This window comes from Bradyrhizobium sp. S3.7.6 (assembly GCF_054061875.1).
Window position 1 is genome coordinate 6400326 of sequence record NZ_JBSSEQ010000001.1, and the last position, 17656, is coordinate 6417981.

At 60.9% G+C, this 17656-nt stretch carries 18 protein-coding genes and 1 pseudogene; 15 read left to right on the forward strand and 4 right to left on the reverse strand.

Annotated elements, in window-relative coordinates; all coding sequences use genetic code 11:
* Positions 1-28: 28 nt before the first annotated feature.
* The 8 genes from ACVJ5M_RS31530 (at position 29) to ACVJ5M_RS31565 (ending at position 7964) form a co-directional block, all read left to right on the forward strand.
* The gene (locus ACVJ5M_RS31530) at positions 29-892 is read left to right on the forward strand and encodes an ABC transporter ATP-binding protein (RefSeq protein ID WP_084795199.1); all 864 of its coding nucleotides are present in this window, start codon (positions 29-31) and stop codon (positions 890-892) included.
* Positions 889-1674 (forward strand): class II aldolase/adducin family protein, encoded by a 786-nt coding sequence (locus tag ACVJ5M_RS31535; protein WP_084795200.1) that lies wholly within the window; start codon positions 889-891, stop codon positions 1672-1674. The genes ACVJ5M_RS31530 and ACVJ5M_RS31535 overlap by 4 nt, the downstream gene beginning before the upstream one ends.
* A 23-nt stretch (positions 1675-1697) precedes the next feature.
* Complete coding sequence (locus tag ACVJ5M_RS31540) at positions 1698-2714, forward strand: ABC transporter substrate-binding protein (RefSeq protein ID WP_063986486.1); 1017 nt, start codon at positions 1698-1700, stop codon at positions 2712-2714.
* Positions 2711-3526: an ABC transporter permease gene (locus tag ACVJ5M_RS31545; protein WP_063984126.1), complete on the forward strand. Its 816-nt coding sequence runs from the start codon at positions 2711-2713 to the stop codon at positions 3524-3526. Before ACVJ5M_RS31540 ends, ACVJ5M_RS31545 begins: the two co-directional genes overlap by 4 nt.
* Positions 3523-4281, forward strand: coding sequence for an ABC transporter permease (locus ACVJ5M_RS31550; RefSeq protein ID WP_063984127.1), 759 nt, complete (start codon positions 3523-3525; stop codon positions 4279-4281). Before ACVJ5M_RS31545 ends, ACVJ5M_RS31550 begins: the two co-directional genes overlap by 4 nt.
* A 4-nt stretch (positions 4282-4285) precedes the next feature.
* Positions 4286-5590, forward strand: coding sequence for an LLM class flavin-dependent oxidoreductase (locus ACVJ5M_RS31555; RefSeq protein ID WP_231144546.1), 1305 nt, complete (start codon positions 4286-4288; stop codon positions 5588-5590).
* Between the two features lie 971 nt (positions 5591-6561).
* A complete protein-coding gene (locus ACVJ5M_RS31560) occupies positions 6562-7215 on the forward strand; it encodes an Arm DNA-binding domain-containing protein (RefSeq protein WP_283018614.1) in 654 nt (217 codons plus the stop codon).
* Positions 7155-7964 carry a site-specific integrase gene (locus ACVJ5M_RS31565; protein WP_283018613.1) on the forward strand — a complete coding sequence of 270 codons (810 nt, stop codon included), beginning with the start codon at positions 7155-7157 and terminating at the stop codon, positions 7962-7964. Before ACVJ5M_RS31560 ends, ACVJ5M_RS31565 begins: the two co-directional genes overlap by 61 nt.
* Positions 7965-8397: 433 nt before the next feature.
* Here ACVJ5M_RS31565 and ACVJ5M_RS31570 read toward each other — a convergent pair whose 3' ends face one another.
* From ACVJ5M_RS31570 to ACVJ5M_RS31580, 3 genes are all read right to left on the reverse strand, one after another.
* Positions 8398-8559 (reverse strand): hypothetical protein, encoded by a 162-nt coding sequence (locus ACVJ5M_RS31570; protein WP_187387746.1) that lies wholly within the window; start codon positions 8557-8559, stop codon positions 8398-8400.
* 1121 nt (positions 8560-9680) lie between these two features.
* Positions 9681-9956, reverse strand: coding sequence for a DUF2934 domain-containing protein (locus ACVJ5M_RS31575; protein ID WP_063984129.1), 276 nt, complete (start codon positions 9954-9956; stop codon positions 9681-9683).
* A 54-nt stretch (positions 9957-10010) separates the two neighbouring features.
* On the reverse strand, positions 10011-10247 hold the full coding sequence (locus ACVJ5M_RS31580) for a hypothetical protein (RefSeq protein ID WP_245285774.1): 237 nt from the start codon (positions 10245-10247) through the stop codon (positions 10011-10013).
* A 169-nt stretch (positions 10248-10416) separates the two neighbouring features.
* Between ACVJ5M_RS31580 and ACVJ5M_RS31585 the strand changes: the two genes are divergently transcribed.
* The 7 genes and pseudogenes from ACVJ5M_RS31585 (at position 10417) to ACVJ5M_RS31615 (ending at position 15055) form a co-directional block, all read left to right on the forward strand.
* Positions 10417-10626 carry a hypothetical protein gene (locus tag ACVJ5M_RS31585; RefSeq protein WP_028160561.1) on the forward strand — a complete coding sequence of 70 codons (210 nt, stop codon included), beginning with the start codon at positions 10417-10419 and terminating at the stop codon, positions 10624-10626.
* Between the two features lie 81 nt (positions 10627-10707).
* A complete protein-coding gene (locus tag ACVJ5M_RS31590; protein WP_063984130.1) occupies positions 10708-10977 on the forward strand; it encodes a hypothetical protein in 270 nt (89 codons plus the stop codon).
* Between the two features lie 166 nt (positions 10978-11143).
* On the forward strand, positions 11144-11674 hold the full coding sequence (locus ACVJ5M_RS31595; protein WP_245285773.1) for a septal ring lytic transglycosylase RlpA family protein: 531 nt from the start codon (positions 11144-11146) through the stop codon (positions 11672-11674).
* 113 nt (positions 11675-11787) lie between these two features.
* Positions 11788-12051 (forward strand): hypothetical protein, encoded by a 264-nt coding sequence (locus tag ACVJ5M_RS31600; RefSeq protein ID WP_063984131.1) that lies wholly within the window; start codon positions 11788-11790, stop codon positions 12049-12051.
* Between the two features lie 1495 nt (positions 12052-13546).
* A pseudogene (locus tag ACVJ5M_RS31605) lies at positions 13547-13829 on the forward strand (hypothetical protein).
* A gap of 71 nt (positions 13830-13900) precedes the next feature.
* Entirely contained in the window at positions 13901-14290 is a 390-nt protein-coding gene (locus tag ACVJ5M_RS31610) for an NUDIX hydrolase (protein WP_084795202.1), read from the forward strand.
* A 300-nt stretch (positions 14291-14590) separates the two neighbouring features.
* Positions 14591-15055 carry a hypothetical protein gene (locus ACVJ5M_RS31615; RefSeq protein ID WP_063984134.1) on the forward strand — a complete coding sequence of 155 codons (465 nt, stop codon included), beginning with the start codon at positions 14591-14593 and terminating at the stop codon, positions 15053-15055.
* Between the two features lie 989 nt (positions 15056-16044).
* On the opposite strand, the gene ACVJ5M_RS31620 is transcribed toward ACVJ5M_RS31615, so the two are convergent.
* Complete coding sequence (locus ACVJ5M_RS31620) at positions 16045-17604, reverse strand: hypothetical protein (RefSeq protein ID WP_354100716.1); 1560 nt, start codon at positions 17602-17604, stop codon at positions 16045-16047.
* Positions 17605-17656: the final 52 nt, after the last annotated feature.

Sequence of the window (17656 nt, forward strand, 5' to 3'; positions counted from 1 at the left end):
GCCGCCTCCATTATACAAGGACATCCCGGTGCAGGCTGCCCGCCTCCCCAATCCCGGACCGGCCATCGAAGCCCCGCAGGCCCACCCGAAGCCTGAGCCGCTGCTTGAACTGCGTGCGGTCAACAAGACCTTCGGCTCCGTCACGGCGCTTTCGGGACTTGAGGCGAGCGTCGCCTCCGGCGAGTTCGTCACCGTCGTCGGCCCAAGCGGCTGCGGCAAGAGCACCCTCTTCAACATCGTCGCTGGCCTCGAGGAACCGGACGCCGGCGGCATCCTGCGCTTCGAAGGCAAGAGCTGCCATTCGGCCGACCTGCTCGGCCGCGTCTCCTTTATGCCGCAGCGCGATTTGCTGTTCCCCTGGCGCAACGTGGTGGACAACGCCATCCTCGCGCTCGAGGTCGAAGGCATGCCGCGCGACCAAGCGCGCGCCAAGGCGCTGAGGATGTTGCCCGAGTTCGGGCTCGCCGGCTTCGAGAAGCAATATCCCAACCAATTGTCGGGCGGCATGCGCCAGCGCGTCGCCTTGATGCGCACCTTCCTGTTCGAGCGCGACCTGATGCTGCTGGACGAGCCGTTCGGCGCGCTCGACGCGCTGACGCGGGCGATGATGCAGCGCTGGCTGCTCGACGTCTGGCAGAAATACCGCCGCACCATTCTCTTCATCACCCACGACGTCGACGAGGCGATCTTCCTTGGCGACCGCGTGCTGGTCATGACCGCACGTCCTGGCTCGGTGAAGCTCGAACAGGTCGTCGATCTTCCCCGCCCGCGTCGACCCGAGATCGTCACCTCTCAGGAATTCGTGCGCCTCAAGCGCACGCTGCTCGATGCGATCGAGGAGGAAAGCATGAAATCGTTCCAATCCTCCATCGCGCAGGAGAAGACGCCGTGACCGCGATGTCAGCGAGAGAGGCCGCACCGCGCGGTATCGAACCGGCCGAATGGGATGCTCGGATCAAGCTCGCGGCCTGCTATCGCATGGTCGCCAAGCTCGGCATGGACGATTTGATCTATAACCACATCTCCCTGCGCGTGCCCGGCCACGACGACCAGTTCCTCATCAATCCCTACGGCCTGCTGTTCGACGAGATCACGGCGTCGAGCTTGGTGAAGATTGACACCAGGGGTAACAAGCTCGACGACACGCCGCAGGCGGTGAACGTCGCAGCCTTCGTCATCCATGCGGCGATTCACACCTCGAACCACGACGCGGCCTGCGTGCTGCACACCCATTCCGACGCGAGCGTCGCGGTTTCCGGACAGGAGAAGGGCCTGTTGCCGCTCAGCCAGTTCGCGATGCGCTTCTACGACCGCCAGGCCTTCCACGACTACGAAGGCGTCGCCATCGACCTCGACGAGCAGGTCCGCCTGGTGCGCGATCTCGGCCCGCACAAGGTGATGCTGATGCGCAACCACGGCATCCTCACCGTCGGCCGGACGCCGGGCGAGGCTTTCATGCTGCTTTATTATTTCGAGCGTGCCGCGCGGATCCAGCTCCAGATGCAGGCGGCGGCTGCTGCCGGCGCCAAGCTGGTAATGCCGCCGCACGAGGTCTGCCAGAAGGCCGCGCGTCAGTTCTGGGAATTGCAGGGCGACATCCTCGTGCCCGGCGAACGCGAATGGCCGGCGCTGATGCGCCAGCTCGACCGCACCGATCCATCCTATCGCAATTGATTTTCACCGCCTGGAGTATGACCATGTTGAGCCGACGCCACGCCATCTCCGTCCTCTCCGCCATCGCACTGGCGACCGGCTCGCTTGTCACGGCTGCGCCCGCAGCCGACTTGCAGAAGGCGAGCCTGCGGTTGAAATGGCTGCCGCAGGCGCAGTTCGCCGGCTTTTACGTCGCGGCGGCCAAGGGCTATTACAAGGCCGAGGGCATCGACCTCACCATCAATCCCGGCGGGCCCAACCTGCTGACCGAAAACCTTGTCGCGACCGGCGCCGATTCGTTCGGCCTGTCCGGCGGCACCGACAGCGTGTTCGCGGCGCGCGACAAGGGGCTGCCGATCGTCTGCATCGGCGTATCGCACCAGATCACCCCCTTCATCTTCGTCACCCGCAAGGACGGGCCGGTGAAGACGATTCAGGATTTCAAGGGCAAGACGGTCACCACCTGGTTCACCGGCGCCAACCATGTGCTCAACGGCATGCTGGCCAAGGAAGGCATCAAGCCGGATGAATTGAAGATCCAGCCGCAGCAGGTTTCGGTCACGCCGTTCGTCGACGGCAACGTCGACGTCATCACGGCGACCTATTACAACGAGTACTACAGCATCCAGTCGCGCATGCCGAAGGATAGCCTGAAGATCTTCGTCGCCGAGGACTACGGCATCACCTTCCCGCGCGACACGCTGATCGTGGCCGAAGCGACCGCCAAGGAGAAGCCGGAGCTGGTCAAGGCCTTCCTGCGGGCGTCGCTGATGGGCTGGAAGGACGCCTTCGCAGACCCCAAGGGCGCCGTCGATACCGTGATGGCCGCAGCCCCTACCCTCGATCGCGCGCAGCAGGAATTCATGCTCACCGAAGTGAAGCGCCTGATGACCGCTGGCACGGCGGCAAAGAACGGCATGTTCTGGATCGATGCCGATGCGGTGAAGACCGCTCACGACTTCTTCCTGAAATATGGCGTGATCTCCAAGCCGGTCGATCTCGCCGCCGCCTATGATGCAAGCTTCATCCAGAGCATCCCGGCGGCGGACCGGCTACCGTGAGCAGTCCTGCCGCCACATCGCTTGGTGATGGCCGCGCGGCTGCGCGGTCGATCGCAATGCCGGATTCGCTGCGCAAGCTGATCCGGCTGCTGGTCGGGCTCGCCATCGCGGCAATGATCTGGGAAGGCGCGGTGCTGCTGTTCGGCATCCGGCCCTATTACCTGCCGCGCCTCAGCACGATCCTGACGGCGATGGCGGCGACGCCGCGCGCCTATGTCGACGGTTTCCTGCGTACGCTCGCGGAGACGCTGATCGGCTTTGCCTCCGGCGGCGCGTTCGGCGTGCTCATGGGTGTCGCGTTTTTCCGCGTCCGCGCGCTGCGCGAGATGATCTTTCCGATTTTCGTGGTGTCGCAGACCATTCCGGTCATCGCCTTCGGCGCGCTGGTGGTGCTGTGGTTCGGCAACACACTGCTCGCCAAGGCGATCATCGCGTTCTACCTGACCTTCTTTCCGGTGACGGTGAACACGCTGCTGGGCCTCGAGACCGTCGATCCCAGGCAAGTCGACCTGATGCGCAGCTTCGGCGCCTCCAATCGCCAGCTCCTGCTTCGTTTACAGCTTCCGACAGCACTGCCGCAGATCTTCGTGGCGTTGCGCCTTGCCGCATCGCTGAGTCTCGTCGGCGCCATCGTCGGCGAATGGTTCGGCGACACCACGGGGCTCGGCGTGCTGCTGCTCCAGGCGATGTTCACCGAAAATGTCGTTGCGATCTGGGCTGCCCTGCTGGCTGCGGCCCTGCTCGGAACCGGGTTCTATGCGGTGGTCGCCGCGGTCGAGCGCCGGCTCGTGTTCTGGAACGCCGAGCAATGAGCCGCGCCCTTGCCTCACCCTCGCTCGCCGTCCAGCGCGGCATTCTGGGTGCCGTCCTCCTGGTCGCATGCTGGGAAGGCGCCGCGCGCGGACTGCATCTGCCGGCCTATGTTCTCCCCGCCGTCAGCGACATCCTCGCGGGCCTCTGGTCCAAGCGGGCAACGCTCATCGACGCCGCCGGCTACACCCTGCTCGAAGCGCTGGTCGGTTACGGGCTCGGCTGCCTGATCGGGATCGGCCTCGCCGTCGCCATCGCACTGGCACCGGCTCTGCGAACCGCGATCCTGCCGCTCGCAACGGCGATCAATTCGGTACCGGTGGTCGGCTATTCGCCGCTGATCCTGCTCTGGTTCGGCATCGGCGTCAGCTCGAAGATCGTGATGGTGGCGATGGCGGTGAGCTTCACCATCCTGCTCTCGATGCTGGCCGGGCTCGACCGGGTCGATCGTCGCGCCGTCGACCTCATGAAGAGCTTTGGCGCCAGTCGCTTCGGCGTGCTGTGGCGCCTGCGCCTGCCGACCGCGTTGCCGCTGCTGCTGGCCGGCATGCGCGTCTCCACGGTGCGCAGCGTGATTGTTGCGATCGTCACCGAAATGCTCGGCGCGCATGGCGGGCTCGGCTGGGTGATCTACCAGGCCGTGCTCCAGATCGACTTCGTCCAGGTCTGGGCGGCGATCTTCGTGGCGTCCGCCGCGAGCCTCGCCTTCTTCGGCCTGATCGGCTTCCTCGAACGCAAGATCCTGTTCTGGACATGACGCCATGAAACGACAGATGCATCTCGGCCTGTTCATCCTGGGCACCGGCAGTCATGTCGCGGGCTGGCGCTATCCCGGCGCGGTCGACAGCTTCCAGGACTTTGCCTCGATCCAGCAGATCGGCCGCACTGCCGAGCATGGCAAGTTCGACCTGATCTTCATGGGCGACAATCTCTATGCCGATGCGGCCGCCCATCCCTCCTACACGCTGCGGCTTGAGCCGCTGACCATGCTGGCCGCACTCGCGACCTCGACCAGCCACATCGGCCTCGGCGCGACCGTCTCCACCACCTACAGCGATCCATTCTCGGTCGCGCGCGTTTTTGCATCCCTCGATCACATCTCGAAAGGCCGCGCGGCGTGGAACGCGGTGACGACCGCCAATCCGGCAACGGCGGCGAATTTCGGCACCACCCATCCCGACCACGCTCGCCGCTACGAGATGGCCGGCGAGTTCCTGGACGTGGTCAAAGGCCTGTGGGACGGCTGGGCGGACGACGCCATTGTCGCCGACCGCACCAGCGGCGTCTACATTGATCCGGCGAAGCTGCGCGCGATCGACCATGACGGCGCGTTCTTCAAGGTGAAGGGCCCGCTCAACATCGGCCGCAGCCCGCAAGGCCGCCCCGTCGTGCTGCAAGCCGGCGGCTCCGAGGCCGGCCAAGCGCTTGCCGCGCGGACCGCCGATATCGTGTTCTCGGTGGTGCAGGACATCGAGGAAGCCAAGGCCGGCTATGCCTCGCTGAAGACGCGGCTGCCGGCGTTCGACCGCAGGCCGGAGGATGTCACGGTGCTGCCGGGCGTGATGCCCGTCGTCGGGCGCACCGACAAGGAGGCGTTCGAGAAGCTCAACGTGCTCCAGAGCTTTGTCAGCGGCAGCAACGCACTCGCCATCCTGTCCGACCGCTTCGGCCAGGACATGTCGGCCTACGATCTCGACGGACCGATCCCGGACATCTCGCCGTCCGACAGCTATCACAGCTTCGCCAGCGTCATGCTCGCCAAGGGCCGCCGCGAGAACATGACGCTGCGCGACCTCTACAATCTCACCGCCGCCGCCCGCGGCCATTGGGTGCTGTGCGGCTCCGCCGAGCGCATCGCCGACACGCTACAGCTCTGGTTCGAGGAACACGCCGCCGACGGCTTCAACGTCATGCCGCCCTATTTCCACGAAGGGTTCGAGGATTTCGTCCAGCTCGTGGTTCCTCTTCTGCAGGAACGCGGTCTGTTCCGCGCTGAGTATGAAGGCACAACATTGCGCGATCACCTCGGCCTGCAGAGGCCCGGGAATGCGTTCTTCGAGCCCTAGAGTTCGATGCAGATCGCAGACCTTCCGCACCAAGGTTGCGTAGGATCCATTCCCGCGACCTACTTGCGCTTTCCTCTTGGGCCAGACGCGCAACTTCTGCGGAGTCATATCAATACAAGATATCGACCCACACTGGCCTTCAAAGGATTTTTCTTGGTCTATCGGTGCACACGTCGTGCACACACCGGCTTCTAACCAATTGAAAAACTTGGGGTCTCGTTCCAATCCATCATGGGCAAGTTTGAGCTAGCTTCAGACGAACGGCGCAAATCAGAGAAAGCTTCATCAAATAGCTAGTCCGCGCTCCGTCGCTAGCCTTGCATCGACGCCTGGCAGCTTTTTTGGGGATCCGCCACGAGAACGTGCTTGGCAACCGGCCGACGGAGGTAGCCGCACGTATGACCACAGGGAAGCAGGCTAGCTGTATCCTGGCGCGAATGAGACACACACCCCGCGTTCTCGCGGCGGATTTCTCCCGAGCTTTGCATCTCCGCCTGCCCTCTCAGTCAAGAGGGCGCAGGGAAGGTCGGTGCCGGCTGGCACCCGCGGTCCGCTGCGCGAAAGGACACGCAGGAAGAACCGCACAGCAGCATACAGGTGAAGCCCAACACACAGCCTTCCCTGCGCAGTGGTCGGACGGCTTATGCCGCGCTCTCCCGGGAGCCGAGTTCCTTCTGGCCTCCCTCGCCCCAGCGAAATTCACCGGCATCGCGCCGGTTGACGCGATTGTCGCCTCCGCAAGAGCTTGCAACGACGGCCAGGACCACACGTCTATATTTTGGCGTTCGGTGAAACACGCTGAAACTGGGAAAACTCTTTAAAACGAGTGCTTTTCGACCAGCCTGATGCGGGCTGTTTCAGCGGGCTTCACCAAAATAAGGGCCCGGCCCTAAGCCTTTCAGCGTCCGCACGACAAACTGAAAGCCTCAAAGCCGAGCCCTTTGGTCCCAAGCCTTAGGAGCCGAAACCACATGGATACTACCATTGTCCCCTCCCCCGCCGGCAAGCGGGGCCGCAACAGCAGCGTCATTCTGACCGACCGCATGTGCGAGAAACGCGTTGCCAAACGGACCAAGCTCTACGACCGTAAGTGCCCTGGTCTGTACGTAAGCATCACCACGACCGGGGTGGCAACCTTCTCGTTCAAGTTCACCGACCGGGAGACCGGCAAGCAACGCACCGGCTGGCTTGGCGTCTACAATGCTGAGACCTTCACGGTCGAGGACGCCCGTAGCAAGGTCTACGGCCTCAGGGCCAGGGGTGGCGAGGCGCTTGCCGAGACCTTCCGCGACCAGAAAGCTGCGAAGGCGAAGCGCGGCAAGACCGTCGCCGAGATCATCGACGAGCGCATCGCGTGGATGAAGACGTTGGTCAAGAAGCCCGATGGCGAGATGCGCCCCCGGCTCGAAAGCTGGCAAAACACCGCGAGCCACCTCGACCGCCTCATCCGCCCACGCCTCGGCAAGAAGCTGGCCATGGAGGTCACCAAGCACGACATCGCCACACTCTCGAACGACATCGTCGCGGCAAGTTCGGCAAGCCCTCGGTCAGCAACGCGCGCCATATGCGCAAGGCGGCCTCGGGCCTGTTCACCTGGGCGGCGGAGGCAGGCCGCGACTATGTGACCGCCAGCCCCTGCGTCAACCTGCCAAAACTCGATCCCGAACATCCCCGCACCCGGGTCCTCTCCGAAGACGAGATCAAGACGTTCTGGCACGGACTGGACCGCAACGACCTTCCCTATGACCGCCGGACCCGGCTCGCACTCAAGTTCGAACTGGTCACCATGCTGCGCTCGCGCGAACTGCTCGGCGCGCATCGGGATGAGCTGTTTGACCTCGACGGCGAGCATCCGCGCTTCGACGTGCTCAAGCGGGTCAAGAAGCGGCGGGTGATCCAGCAACCGTTATCCGATCTGGCGGTCGAGATCACCAAGGAGGCGCTCGCCTCGGATGATCAGCAATTTGTTTTCGAGAGCCCGATGTACAAGGGCCAGCCAGTTCACCGTAAAGCGATGGCCGACGCACTGCGTGGCACCAAGCACGAGAAGAACAAGGACAAGTCGAAGACCGCCGGTCTCTGCGAGCTGCTCGGTCTCAAGCCGTTCACGCCGCATGATCTGCGCCGGACGGCGGCAACGTTGGCGGTCGACCTTGGCTTTGACGATGCATGGATCGCAAAGTGCCTCGATCACGCCGCGAGCAAGAAATCGGAGCAGATCGTGCCCACCTTGACGGGTAAGGTCTACAATCACTCCAAGCGGATGAAGGAGAAGCGCGCGGTACTGGACGGCGTCGCGGCCGAGCTGCGGCGGATCGTCGGCGGGCCTGTCCCTAAGGCCCTGGCGCAGGAGGGGCCACGGCTCGCCGCCTGATTGCATCTGCCGACCGATTCTGAGTTAGGTCACAGCTCCCGCGGGCCTCTCTTCCCCTGCGCAGGAACGTACACAGCCAAGAAATGCTTTACAAATCAATGCGCAGGGCCAGTCGTGTATGGTCGGTGTCAAAAAGCGCCGCAAGTCCTGCACACCCCGTAGGGGGGCGGCCCGACGGCGTCCCGCAGCCCGAAATCCGCGACCTACGTCGGCTGCGCCGGTACAAGGCACCGCGCGCGCCGAGCCTGCGCGTGTTGGTGCGATGGGCCTTGAAGTGCAACAGCGCCGAGCAGCTCGGCCATCGTATTCCAGCGCTATGAGCGCCAGCAACGACGCCACGGCATCGAGCCGGCCGACACCCGCGCCGAGGCCAAGTTCGCCGAACAACTCGACAAACCGTTAGCCGATAGGCCAGACCAGCAAGGGGCGAACGTCACTGCAAATCGCGGTAGAGTCCAATCCCGATCATGAGCAGCGAGGCAGCTGCAAGAACTAGCGGGCAGATAAGCGGCAGCTTTTCCAGCACAGCGATAACGGCTGGCCGTCCGATAACAGTTCTTTTCACACGCGCGAAGCGCCAGCCTGCGACACCCATTCGGACGACTCCGTTTGGCCCCCAGCAGCGGCGGTCTGACTACTATCAGCGCGAAAGCGCTCGCCTGGCTAGGACTGGTCGGGCCGGAACCAAAGTGAAGGTAAAGAAATCCTTTCAACTTTGATGCGGGCCATCGTTGGCGCAAGCTCACAAACTTTTTGCGTGAATTACCAAGATAGAAATCGGCCTTTCTATTACGGCGTTCCAGTCGGCCCAACGAGCGGCGACCAAGGATCGATGACCAACCAACCACCATTGCGCGTCTTTTTCAGTTGCTTATTTTGCGGGGCGCTTCATAGCGCGATCCAAATAATGCGGCCGGTCGTGGGAAACGGACGCTTCGATTGTGAAGCGTGTGGGCGGTCCCTTCATCGATGGTGGAGCCGATACGACTTTACAGATTGGAAAGGGCCGCTCGACCCGTAAGGCCTCACCGGGTTACCGCACCTCGTCGGCCCCGCTAAAATGCGCCCATGACCGAACTCGGATTAGAGCCGGAGGTGATCCACTCACAGCCTAGGCGGAAAACCGCTGAACAACCTAACCTACTGATTGGGCCAGCGATTGTGAGCCCCACGACGTGCGTCAACTGTGACGATCACGGCTGGGTACCGGGACAGAACATCACCCTGATCAGATTTGGGCGACACAATCAATGAAGGTTGGCCCGAACGCTTCTTGCAATGCGCGCGAATGCGATCGGCCTTCAAAGAATCAAAAAGAACTTAGGAGCCAGTGAGCCCTTCTCACGTTGTTGAGGAAACAACCCAAGGAGGAACTCATGCGTCGCATCGCACTTGCAGCGATCGTTCTTGCCGCTGGCTTTACGCCGGTCATAGCTCAACAGAGCTCGCCATCGCAAAACCTGCAAAACGAAGCCGATAAAGGCATCAAGACTCACAACTCCGGTGCGTCGGGCTACGTCGGTGAACAGGACAGGCCAGGTTCCGCGGCGCAAGCGCCGGGCAGCAACTCCGGTCGCGCCGATTCCACGGCGACGGCGCCTAGCGCTCAGAATTCCGGGACCGGAATTGCCGGAGCACCTGGTAGCGAAAGCGGTCCCTCTCCCACCGGTACCGTGGGTCAGACCATGTCGACCCAGCAACAGGACTCATCCAATGTCAAAGGTCTGCCGGGAAACAAGAGCGGCCCGCCCGCCAAACGTTGACGGCTCGTTGCTCGAAGGCGCGTGGCGCAATCGCCACGCGACCTGATTGCTCATATACCGGCAGATTATCGGTCATGCCGGGCGGAAGTTCATCTGCTTGCGACCGTTCCGCCAGAAGCTGTTTCTCGGCTTCAAACCAGAAGGCCTCCATGTCCCCGTTTGGCTCGCCCGCTGCACGCCAAAGCTCGTAGGCACGAATACGAATGTCTTCCTGACTTAAGTTTGGCATCGGTCGCTCCTCCTATTGCGCAAACCTTGCTCTAAAAGTTCTCGCGATCGATCTTCAGTGCCGCCGGAAAACGTATCGACGCTTAAGTCTTGCGGTTGTCGTCCGAGCGGCATACTCGATGCGATCTATGTCGGCGTTATCGGCCGCAGTAACGTCCAAACGCCAATTCATGTCGTTCGGATAACCTTCGTCGCATTCGATTTCGACCGCGATGACTAATTCGCCCCCCGGAAAGCTCCGGATCTCCCGCAGTGCTATCAGCTCCAGATCCTTCCTTGACACGCTGATCATTGCGAGGCTCCGCCCGCCATTTCCTCCGACAATACGTTGTGTTATTGCCTCGTTCCTAAAGCGTGAGACGAACAGCATGCCGTCTTGTCGCACTGTCAGGCACAGCAGACCCCCTCAGTTCTGGAGGAACCAGGCTCTCCGCGGTTCATTGTCGCTCGAGGAGGACGCCATGACTGACACGCCATCCCAAACCCAAACCTCAACTTTCGCTGCCGCCAACGAAACGGTCCGCGAGGTCGCACGCGATGTCCGCGAGGGGCTCGGCGACGGCAAGCCGCCTGGCCAGTGGAAGGCTATCGTCAGCGACCTAACGCGCGAGGCTCCGCTCGCATCGCTCGGAATCGCCTTCCTGATTGGATATGTATTGGCGCGCCGTTGATCGCTCTCCGCTCTTGGCGTCGAGGAGGAGGAACGTGCGGCCCTTCGAAGCCGAGGCCGCAGCCAACGGCAAGAACGCCGAATGCGTCAAAGCGCGCTGGCCAATTTCCACGATAACCGCGGCACAGCCGCGACGCTGCTCGCTGAGGCCGGCGCAGAGATCGCCGAGGCGCTATGCTGGAGCGTCGACAAGGCGCAGAAGGTGATCGATCTCTACCTCGCCAGACGTGGCGTGCTGGCGGCCAATGCAATTTCGAGATCGAAAGACTGCACCACCGGAGTAGAAGCCAAGCAGCGGCTGCTGGAGGCGAATATGATTTGTGCCTTCGGTTTTGCGGTTTCTACGGCGTGATGCGTCGCAGCGATGGCGTCTGGTGCGCTGCGTCTAAACACTCTTGGAACCACCCATCGGACCATCGGTATGCATTCACCTTTGTTCTGCACGTGGATGCGCGTGCAGGAACACAGGCCGATGAGTTCGCATTGTCCATCAGTTTCATTTGTGCGTGAGGCCGATCATGCAAGTTCTTTGTAGAATGATCGCGATTGCAACAATCCCAGCTTGGATGGCGATCTACTCAACTCCTGCTGTCGGACAAAACTTCGATGACAGGTGGTCCATCATTCCAAGAGCTCACGCGGAGCCAGCTCCTGAAGGAAGCGACCAGACAAAGAAGGACGAAACGCAAACGCAACCTTCGACCACACAGCAAACGCAACCTCAGACTTCGGAAGAGCCCTCGAAAGATCGTTCAAGAGCTCAATCTCAGAATCGAGTCTTCTCCGGCACGGCCTCCTACTATTCTTATGCCAAAGGCAAGACAGCGAGCGGTTCATCGTTTGATCGTAATCGGCTAACAGCAGCGCACCGCCGCCTGCCCTTCGGTACCAAGTTGCGCGTCACCCACGGAAGCCGAAGCGTCATCGTCATAGTCAATGACCGCGGTCCGTTCGTCCGCGGTCGTGTCCTCGACCTTTCGTTGGCCGCGGCGCGGAGCTTGGGTATTACGGATCGTGGCGTGGCTCAGGTTCATGCGGAGGTGTTGTGAACATTCGACCACTCGAGGAGTATCGGACAGATCGCTTGTGCAGATAGATAGGTGACGAGCTACCAGCACCGCGCACACATCACCGCCGCGCGGGCGGCCAATGGGATACGCCGATGAAGCACACCGAAGAACGACCCTATGCTGACCCGGAAGCGGCCGCGCGCAAGCTCGTCGAGCTCGCAGCGAGCGTCGACCCTGTCCAGGACGGCCGGATCTATATCGAGAGGATCAACGCGCCCTTCTTGTTCAAGCTGAAGGGCAGCGGCAGCGAATTCGGCGCCGGGCTCAAACACGCGATCGAGCGCGGCTGGCTCCAGATGCACGAGAGCGGGACTTACGTGCGCTTGCTAGGCCCGGGCGGCCTACTCACTCAATAGATCAGGGTAAAGGACAACCAGCCCGAGAGAAGCGCGCAAAAACCAATTCCCACATAAGGCAATGCAAGGCGCATCGGGTATTCCCTCCGAGACGCGAAATATGCCGTCAGTCTTTCATGGCGGTCGGCCGACGACAACGAATCTGAAGTTGTATTCTTGCGCTTCTTGCGCCGCGCGCCACCTGCAGCATGAAAGAGGCCGCCAACCGAGGCGGCCTGCCTTAATGCCTGCTGATCGGCTCAAATCTATCGAGCCTGGTTGCGCCTTCCCAAAGCTCTACCGTGTACCCGTCTACAAGCAATTTGGCTCGCTCCCTAGCCTCCGCCTCATCGTGTACCTCAAGGTCAACTCGGAGCGTTATGTGCCCCTCATCATCGATTATGTATGCGCGAAACTCTCGCATGACTCCGCCCAAAACACCGCCTCGTTCCGAAGCAGGAACGCTATCGAAATTAGGCGACAATTTCAAACTAGGCCACTGAGCCCGGAAACCGGCTAATGAACAAAAATGAGGTACAGGAGGGCTGCCGCCAGCAGGACGCCCAAAACCGTATTGGCATTGGGACCCATCTTTGAATCCTCTGCCCGTGGAGGCCCCAGCATCGGGCCGGGGGGCGTAATGATGCTGGGGCTTCCGGACAGGCTTCTGTCTCGTGGGACCGAGACCGTCACCGCATAACACAAGCCGGGCGCGACATAGACGTTCCCAGCCAAGTTCTAAATCTCCCCTGCGTGTGGCTGTTTCACACAGCGCTCGCTCGGCCGATCGGGGTCCAGCTTGGTGCTACCCCTGCACCGTTGACGTTTTGCGCCGCGGGGATTCTGCCGAGCCAGGAACATCGTGGTTTTTGCCAAGTTTTCCCGACGCCATCGGGCTCGCCGAAGGTAACCTCTAGGCCCCGGCTCATCCCCATTTGGGCTGGGGCCCTTTTTTGGGAATTGTATAGGCGCCCGCACGACGAAAAGTTTCGCAAGAGTTCCTTCACCTTGATCTAGGGATACGGCCGGTGGGCAATAGCGGGAGATCGCTTCGCATGGAAGATGGCGCTCAGCCGTTACCTCGGATGCGAGATACACGAAAATGTCGGGCATAACTTTCGTTGTTTACAATCCGCCCCAGCTGGGGCTCCCGTACCTTGCCGTGATGATTGCACCGAACGGCGAAGTCGTAGCGGTGCCATTCGAAACTCCAGCAGAGGCCGAAAACCACAACATTGAGAGCGCTGCCAAGACTACGCGCTATGCGCCCGCGAGCAGTCGCGAATGACGCCCGCCATCTTGGGGCCAGCGCTACTCGTTAAGCAAACACGCGCAGCCTCGGCTTCGGGACGGGGCCGTGTGGGAGATGCACGGCCTTGTGCTTGGGGTGAGGGCCCGCCAGCTCAGCCAGCCCCGGCGGGCCTTCCCTCACCACGACGCGCAGTGGCTCGCGTTCGTTCCGCGGACCAAGGGATTGATAATTTGCGACGCGCTTGGATGCCGCTTTGATCGCGGCATGCTTTGCCCTACCCGCCGCCACACGCCTACGCACCCCGACGGGCGACCACTCAAGATCACCTTCGGCGAGATGCGCGAGATGGGCTTGCGTGGCCGTCCTCATCTATTGCCACTGCGGCCATCACGTTGCTTTCGGCACCGATCGCTGGCCCGACGATGTCCGGCTGTCAGATGTCGAGCCGCGCTTCGTCTGCACCGCCTGCGGCGGGCGCGGCGCAGACGTACGACCGGACTTCAACTGGAACGCCAAAGGGCCAATCGGTGGCATGGGGTATCGGTAGGCACCGTTTGGAACAAAGGGCCATCCAGCTATAATCGCTGACGATTCTTCATGGAGGCTCATTCAGCTGAAATGGCAAAGGCATCTAAGCTCGTTGCAGCCAAACGTGGCAAAGTTCTTTTGGTGAGGCGCCGGAGCGATGGTTTGTGGATGTTTCCCGGCGGCCGGAAGCGGTCGCGAGAAACCGAAAAGGATTGCTTGCGACGGGAGATCAAGGAGGAGTTGCCGCGGCTGAAGCTCGGCCGGCTGAGCCTCTGGAGAGAGGTGAAGATCAAGAACAAGTACTCCGGCCGCAAGATGAGCGACGCGATCTTCATCGCCAAGGGAGCCAAGGGCAGGCTCGAGATCGGCGACAAGAAGGAGATCGACCGCGCCGTTTGGCAAAAGCCCCGTGGGGTGCGCCTGACGCCAACATCACGCTTTATTCGCGACCGGCTATTTCCGAGAAAATCTAACCGGTGAATGACTGGCCGAGGATGGCGTCGGCCTTTCGAGGATCCCATCTGTATCGGCGACCGCGTACTGCGACGCTGCTCGACGCCGGGGCGGATCGCTGTCCAGACGGAACTAGCTTAACGGCATTAGGTGAGAGAAACTGACGGATTAAAAGCCGTCAAAGACGTTCGAAGTTGCAAAGGTGCGACAGGGGATCAACGAACATGAGATGTCGGCCTCAGTAAGTGGGACTTTCGGAACGTCGCGCTGCATAGCAGGTTGTCGTCTGGCAACGACCTTGGTCGATCGTCATCCTTGGAGTGTCAGATGAGCAAACGTAAGCCGGCAACGGCGTCAAAGCACGCCCGCCGCCCGAGAATGGTCGCGAAGGCCCAACGGACTGCGCAAGCTATTATCAGAAGCCCGAAAGCGGGCGTTCCGCCCGTGAGCGCAGATTCGCAGCAAGACGCCCTCCCCGTTAAGAATCCGCTTCTTGTCACGGATGCAGCCCTACAAAATGACTCCAAACAGATGACGGAAAACAATTCAAAGAGAGGGGTTGATATTCTTTCTTCAGCCAACGCAAACGTGCGAGCTTATCAAGCGCAGCTACTGGAAATGGCACAAACCAACATGCAATTTGCTTTTGAATTCGCTCAAAGGCTTGCGATGATTAAGGCGCCCCTTGAATTTCCCGGTGTAATCGCAGAATTCACAAACAAGCGGATCGCCATGTTCCGGAAGCATTCCTCGGAGATGGCTGAACTAAGTACCAAATCGTGGACTTTCTAAAAGCCAAGCTCACCCCAATTAAGGACGTTTCCGCTCTGCACCGATAGCGGCCTTTCGGATAGTTACTATTGGCCCATGCCCGAACCAGCTAATCGTGTTCAGAGATGCTTCTGAACCCGAAGCGGGACGACGAGAGTAGTATCAGGCTCTACGTCAGACGTATTCACTGACGCGCAACACCCGCATTGAATAGATCAGCTCTTCAATTCCAGCGAGAAACGACTGCGAGAACTGCGCATGCCGGAAGGCTTTCGGGGTGGAGGTCGACAAGAACGGCTGGCGCCCACTGAGGCGCGTGTACGGGTGAGTGGCCCCAAGCGCCTCCGGGGCTCGAGAGGAGCGGAGACGCCGGGACCGCCACGACGCACCGGCTCAAGGCTGGGCGTCGGTAGATATTCTCCGCCCCTGGATTCATCGCAGGCTCTAACAAATGTTGAGCGTTCGAGATTAACTTTGCCGAGAACTCTTCTCTCATGTCGGCGCACGAGCCAACCGTCTATCTGGTCGCCAACGACTTTGGACAGGCTGGCCGTGCCTGGCGCGAAGCCGACCTTGAGACTGCGAATCTTGAAAGCGTCATTCAAGATCTCCTCGTCGGCGATATTGCAGGTCGATCAAGGTCGTCGCCGTCAACATGGAGAGCGCTGGTCCGAGAGGGATGTTGCATCGCTGCAATCTGCAACTGAGCGACGTCCCGTCGTATCTCAGGAGTTCATAAGCCTGCGCCTCGTATAGCGATGGCCTTCCAACGGAAAAAGCTGGAAGCGCATGGCATCAAGGCGCCGTTTCCCGTTTCGTGCAGCCGGTACTCGCCTCCGCGATCGAGCGATGGATTCACGAAATCAAGTTCGACGGCTATCGGGCGCAGGTCCAGATGCCCACGAAGTCGTCAAGGTCTTCACGCGGTGCGGCCACGGGCTGGACCTGTCGCATCCCTAGCCGCTTGCGCCGTCGGCCGATCGCGACCATGGTAACGAAGAGGAGCGCTCTCAAACAAACAAAAAGTCATTCGCCGTCATCAAGTCGGTGAAGTTTGCAAGCGTTACCTGATCAGCTCCCGCCATGATAATGGTGCTAGTTCCGCTCTGGGTGATGACAAGGTCACCAAACGAGTGCACACCCGCAACGTCAATGAAAGCGATCCTATCATCCTGGCATTGGCTGAAATCTTGGATGAGATTGTTGGCTCCAACAGTCATTAGACCATTGTCCTTGAATACAAACGTATCGGAACCTCCATGAGCATTGCCGCTCAGTTCACCATCTCCCCACATCTCATTGCTGACTGTGCAACCTTGCCCAGCCGTCCCCGCGTATAGGACATCGCTGCCGCCCTTAGCACGACCTGAAATTTGCGCCGCATCGCCCCATAAGAAGTTGTCGACCCGGCCGCTGTCAACGGCGTGGCCCCCGAAGATAAGATCATCGCCTCCTTGGGTCGCCCCGCCCATGACTTGCGCGTCTCCATAGAGCTGGTTCACAACATCCGTCACCGAACTGTCGCCGCCGCTGAGACTGTCATTACCTCCGCTGGTAGCGTCGAGCATCGTAACAGCATCGCCAACGGCGAAGTTCTTGGTACCCAGCAACGTCGCAAGGTCGTTCCCGCCTTGCGCATGGCCGGACATTGTGGCGCCGGCGTCCCCGTAAAAAGACACCGTGGAGCCGCCCTCGTTTATGAAAGTATCGTTGCCACCCTTGGCAAAGCCGGAGATGTCACCGCCGGCATCGCCATAGAAGGTCTTCGACATGATCGCCCCACCGGAGCCCGTGAAACGGTCGTCGCCTCCCTCAGCATGGCCGGACATGTTGCCTCCGGCATCACCGTAGAACACCTGCGTTGCGAACAAGGCCCCGTTGAAGGTGTCGTTGCCACACTTGCTGTGGCCGGTCATGTCACCGCCGGCATCCCCGTAGAATGTGTTGCCTGAGTCCGTTCTGGCGGTGAATGAGTCATCGCCGCCCTGGGCGTGACCGGACATGTTGCTTCCGCTATCACCAAAAAAGATGTTTCCAGCCTGCCTAGAGCCCTGAAAGCTGTCGTCCCCGCCCTTGCTATGGCCAGACATGTCGCCGCCCGCGTCACCGTAAAAGGTGTGGGTGCCGCCCTGTACCGTCTGAGTTATGAAACTGTCATCGCCGCCCTGAGCATGACCCGACATGGCGCCGCCAGCGTCGCCGAAGAACGTATTGATTTGCTGTCTGCCGGTACCACTCAAGAAGGTATCGTTGCCGCCCTTACTTTGGTCCGACATGTCGGCACCCGCGTCGCCGTAGGCAGTGACACTGGTCGCGGTGAGTCCGTTAAAAATGTCATCGCCGCCCTGAGCAGAATCGAAAATACTGCCGACCACGTCCCCATAGAATGTGTAGTTGGAAGGTCCGATTTCATCGAAAGTGTCGTTCCCTCCCTTCGAGAAGTCGAACATGCTGCCACCAGCATCACCGAACGAGGTCGGTGCGCCTGGGGTGCCTATCAGGTTGTCGTCGGTGCCGAATTGATGATTGACCAGGTCACCCGGGGTAAGCGGAACAGGCTGCCTGCGCATCGGAAGTCCTCCTCGGCTGCATCCAATACAATCTTAGGCTGTTTCGTCAGGC

What these genes read in the sequence shown, in the direction of transcription:
- ACVJ5M_RS31540 (WP_063986486.1), top strand. Translation starts at nt 1,698, where the DNA reads ATGTTGAGCCGACGCCACGCCATCTCCGTCCTCTCCGCCATCGCACTG.
- ACVJ5M_RS31550 (WP_063984127.1), top strand. Translation starts at nt 3,523, where the DNA reads ATGAGCCGCGCCCTTGCCTCACCCTCGCTCGCCGTCCAGCGCGGCATT.
- ACVJ5M_RS31555 (WP_231144546.1), top strand. Translation starts at nt 4,286, where the DNA reads ATGAAACGACAGATGCATCTCGGCCTGTTCATCCTGGGCACCGGCAGT.
- ACVJ5M_RS31560 (WP_283018614.1), top strand. Translation starts at nt 6,562, where the DNA reads ATGGATACTACCATTGTCCCCTCCCCCGCCGGCAAGCGGGGCCGCAAC.
- ACVJ5M_RS31565 (WP_283018613.1), top strand. Translation starts at nt 7,155, where the DNA reads ATGCGCAAGGCGGCCTCGGGCCTGTTCACCTGGGCGGCGGAGGCAGGC.
- ACVJ5M_RS31570 (WP_187387746.1), bottom strand. Translation starts at nt 8,559, where the DNA reads ATGGGTGTCGCAGGCTGGCGCTTCGCGCGTGTGAAAAGAACTGTTATC.
- ACVJ5M_RS31575 (WP_063984129.1), bottom strand. Translation starts at nt 9,956, where the DNA reads ATGCCAAACTTAAGTCAGGAAGACATTCGTATTCGTGCCTACGAGCTT.
- ACVJ5M_RS31580 (WP_245285774.1), bottom strand. Translation starts at nt 10,247, where the DNA reads ATGATCAGCGTGTCAAGGAAGGATCTGGAGCTGATAGCACTGCGGGAG.
- ACVJ5M_RS31585 (WP_028160561.1), top strand. Translation starts at nt 10,417, where the DNA reads ATGACTGACACGCCATCCCAAACCCAAACCTCAACTTTCGCTGCCGCC.
- ACVJ5M_RS31590 (WP_063984130.1), top strand. Translation starts at nt 10,708, where the DNA reads ATGCGTCAAAGCGCGCTGGCCAATTTCCACGATAACCGCGGCACAGCC.
- ACVJ5M_RS31595 (WP_245285773.1), top strand. Translation starts at nt 11,144, where the DNA reads ATGCAAGTTCTTTGTAGAATGATCGCGATTGCAACAATCCCAGCTTGG.
- ACVJ5M_RS31600 (WP_063984131.1), top strand. Translation starts at nt 11,788, where the DNA reads ATGAAGCACACCGAAGAACGACCCTATGCTGACCCGGAAGCGGCCGCG.
- ACVJ5M_RS31610 (WP_084795202.1), top strand. Translation starts at nt 13,901, where the DNA reads ATGGCAAAGGCATCTAAGCTCGTTGCAGCCAAACGTGGCAAAGTTCTT.
- ACVJ5M_RS31615 (WP_063984134.1), top strand. Translation starts at nt 14,591, where the DNA reads ATGAGCAAACGTAAGCCGGCAACGGCGTCAAAGCACGCCCGCCGCCCG.
- ACVJ5M_RS31620 (WP_354100716.1), bottom strand. Translation starts at nt 17,604, where the DNA reads ATGCGCAGGCAGCCTGTTCCGCTTACCCCGGGTGACCTGGTCAATCAT.